The organism is Citrobacter sp. S46_ASV_140 (genome assembly GCF_018919545.1).
In the GTDB taxonomy this organism is placed as follows: domain Bacteria; phylum Pseudomonadota; class Gammaproteobacteria; order Enterobacterales; family Enterobacteriaceae; genus Citrobacter; species Citrobacter braakii.
On sequence record NZ_JAHLRC010000211.1, the window covers coordinates 1 to 3,566 of the forward strand.

Sequence of the window (3,566 nt, forward strand, 5' to 3'; positions counted from 1 at the left end):
CCATCACATCGGCATCCCTTCAGCCTCTTAAGTAAGATGGTGGGTCGGTAGAAGGCCTATAAACACCAGTATAAGAATGCTTATTTAATGGTTATTAAGTCTATTAAATTAATCTTAAATGTACTTAGTTTTTTTATATCCATCTATGTATATTATATGTACAAAAACAAAAACTATGTGATATAATATTTTTTTTATTAATGGTTTGAAAATGGTTATGAAATCGTCTACCACTATTGTGACAGCATATTTTGATATCGGTAGGGGGGAGTGGACTGTTAATAAAGGCTTCCGTGAAAAACTTTCCCGATCTTCTGATGTCTATTTTGACTACTTCAAACGGTTAGCCGCTTTAGAAAATGAGATGGTTATTTTTACCTCGTCTGAGTTTGAAGCCAGAATTGCGGAAATACGCAAAGGTAAACCTACAAAAATTATAACCATAGATTTAGATAAAAAATTTAAATATATTAAAAATAAAATAAGACAAATCCAGCAGGATGATGCCTTCAAGAATAAATTAGAGACTCGACAGTTAGCTAATCCTGAGTACTGGTCTCCAGAATATGTGTTGGTTACTAATTTAAAAGCATATTTTGTAGCTAAGGCCATAAATGCAGGCTTAGTTAATACTCCGATGGTTGCCTGGGTAGACTTCGGATATTGCCGTAAACCGCAGGTTACTCGCGGATTAAAAGTATGGGACTTCCCTTTTGACCGTAATAAAATGCATCTCTTCACGATTAAAAAGGGTCTGGTTATATCATCCAGAAAACAGGTTTTTGATTTTATGATCGGAAATCATACTTATATTATCGGCGGCGCTATTGTTGGTTCACCAGAGAAATGGAAAGAGTTTTACTCATTAGTCACTGAGTGTCAAAAAGAGACTCTCAGAAATAATATTGTTGATGATGATCAGGGTATTTTTGTCATGTGTTATTACAAGCGCCCTGAGCTATTAATGCTTAATTACCTTGGTCGTGGCAAATGGTTCGATCTGTTCCGTGTTTATCGGCGAACCGCTTTAGGTGCAAAACTCCAGGCATTGCGAATTTTTCTCACTCGAAAGTAGTGGCTTGAATGAGATTGAAGGGTTATCTAACCAGATAGAATGCTGCAAAGGCATTCTTCTGCAATTGCTGTTGTTTTTTTATGATTTTTTATAAAATCCATCCAATTCAATTGGTTGCGATTCAGTGCGTCCAATGAATCCATACGACGGCATCACTGATTAGCCATGTGGGTATACGTGATTTATGCTTCATTTTGAAGAAGTGATGATGCGTCATCTCGTATCAGCGTATAGCTTTGGGTAATATGTGCTGAAATTTGCCCAGTCTGGAGAATTGAAATGCGTGGGGATTTTTACAAACAGTTAACGAACGATCTCGAAACCGCACGTGCGGAAGGATTGTTTAAAGAAGAGCGCATTATTACGTCTGCCCAGCAGGCGGATATCACCGTGGCGGACGGAAGCCACGTTATTAACTTTTGTGCGAACAACTATCTGGGGCTGGCTAACCACCCGGAACTGATTGCAGCTGCAAAAGCAGGTATGGATTCTCACGGATTTGGTATGGCTTCGGTCCGCTTTATTTGCGGTACCCAGGACAGCCATAAGCAACTGGAGCAAAAACTGGCGGCATTCCTCGGTATGGAAGATGCCATCCTTTACTCTTCCTGCTTTGACGCCAACGGCGGCCTGTTTGAAACGCTGCTGGGCGCAGAAGATGCGATTATCTCAGATGCGCTCAACCACGCTTCTATCATTGACGGTGTTCGCTTGTGTAAAGCAAAGCGTTTCCGTTACGCCAACAACGACATGGTCGAACTGGAAGCGCGTTTGAAAGAAGCGCGTGAAGCGGGAGCCCGTCATATCCTGATCGCCACTGATGGCGTGTTCTCTATGGATGGTGTGATTGCTAACCTGAAAGGCGTTTGTGACCTGGCGGATAAATACGACGCGCTGGTCATGGTTGATGATTCCCATGCTGTCGGCTTTGTCGGCGAAAATGGTCGTGGCTCACATGAATACTGTGACGTGATGGGGCGTGTGGACATCATCACTGGTACGCTGGGTAAAGCGCTCGGCGGCGCATCTGGCGGGTACACCGCAGCGCGCAAAGAGGTTGTTGAGTGGCTGCGTCAGCGTTCCCGTCCGTATCTGTTCTCCAACTCATTGGCTCCTGCCATTGTTTCTGCCTCCATTAAAGTGCTGGAGATGGTCGAAGCAGGCAGCGAGCTGCGCGATCGCCTGTGGGCGAACGCACGTCAGTTCCGCGAGCAAATGTCTGCCGCAGGCTTTACGTTAGCGGGAGCGGATCACGCAATTATCCCGGTCATGTTGGGGGATGCGGTAGTGGCGCAAGAGTTCGCTCGCGAGCTGCAAAAAGAGGGGATTTACGTTACTGGATTCTTCTATCCGGTGGTTCCAAAAGGTCAGGCGCGTATTCGTACCCAGATGTCTGCGGCGCATACCCCTGAGCAGATTACGCGTGCTGTTGAGGCGTTCACACGCATTGGTAAACAACTGGGCGTTATTGCCTGAGGATGTGAAATGAAAGCGTTATCCAAACTGAAAGCGGAAGAGGGCATTTGGATGACCGACGTTCCTGAACCGGAAGTCGGCCATAACGATTTGCTGATTAAAATCCGTAAAACAGCCATCTGCGGGACTGACGTTCACATTTATAACTGGGATGAATGGTCGCAAAAAACCATCCCGGTACCGATGGTCGTTGGACATGAATATGTCGGCGAAGTTGTTGGCATCGGCCAGGAAGTTAAAGGCTTTAAAATCGGCGATCGCGTTTCAGGCGAAGGTCATATCACCTGCGGGCATTGCCGTAACTGCCGCGGTGGACGTACTCACCTGTGCCGCAATACGACCGGTGTTGGCGTAAACCGTCCTGGCTGCTTTGCAGAGTACCTGGTGATCCCGGCATTTAACGCGTTTAAAATTCCGGACAACATCTCTGACGACCTGGCGTCTATCTTCGATCCGTTCGGTAATGCGGTGCATACGGCGCTGTCGTTCGATCTGGTTGGGGAAGATGTGCTGGTTTCCGGCGCCGGTCCAATCGGTATTATGGCGGCAGCGGTTGCCAGGCACGTTGGCGCACGCCACGTGGTGATTACCGATGTTAATGAGTATCGCCTTGAACTGGCGCGTAAAATGGGCATCACTCGCGCGGTCAACGTGTCGAAAGAGAGTCTGACCGACGTGATGGCTGAACTGGGCATGACCGAAGGGTTTGATGTCGGTCTGGAGATGTCCGGCGCGCCGCCAGCGTTTCGCGCCATGCTGGACACCATGAACCACGGTGGCCGTATTGCTATGCTGGGTATTCCACCATCAGACATGTCCATCGACTGGACTAAAGTTATCTTTAAGGGATTGTTTATTAAAGGTATCTACGGTCGAGAGATGTTTGAGACCTGGTACAAGATGGCCGCATTGATTCAGTCTGGTCTGGATTTGTCGCCGATCATCACCCATCGATTCTCCATCGATGAATTCCAGCAGGGCTTTGACGCGATGCGCTCGGGCCAGTCAGGGAAAG

The 3,566-nt window shown here is 46.9% G+C and carries 3 protein-coding genes; all 3 read left to right on the top strand.

Features of this window, described 5'->3' with window-relative positions; all coding sequences use genetic code 11:
* Nucleotides 1–217 precede the first annotated feature (217 nt).
* On the top strand, nucleotides 218–1,075 hold the full coding sequence (gene yibB / locus KQJ19_RS22875; RefSeq protein ID WP_049282859.1) for a protein YibB: 858 nt from the start codon (nucleotides 218–220) through the stop codon (nucleotides 1,073–1,075).
* A 279-nt stretch (nucleotides 1,076–1,354) separates the two neighbouring features.
* Nucleotides 1,355–2,551, top strand: coding sequence for a glycine C-acetyltransferase (kbl, locus tag KQJ19_RS22880; protein WP_046275754.1), 1,197 nt, complete (start codon nucleotides 1,355–1,357; stop codon nucleotides 2,549–2,551).
* Nucleotides 2,552–2,560: 9 nt separating this feature from the next.
* Nucleotides 2,561–3,566: L-threonine 3-dehydrogenase (tdh, locus tag KQJ19_RS22885; protein ID WP_216404215.1), on the top strand; the 1,006-nt coding region annotated here is incomplete at its 3' end.

Excerpts from the sequence above, each read along its gene's own strand:
- yibB (WP_049282859.1), top strand. The coding sequence starts at position 218 with ATGAAATCGTCTACCACTATTGTGACAGCATATTTTGATATCGGTAGG.
- kbl (WP_046275754.1), top strand. The coding sequence starts at position 1,355 with ATGCGTGGGGATTTTTACAAACAGTTAACGAACGATCTCGAAACCGCA.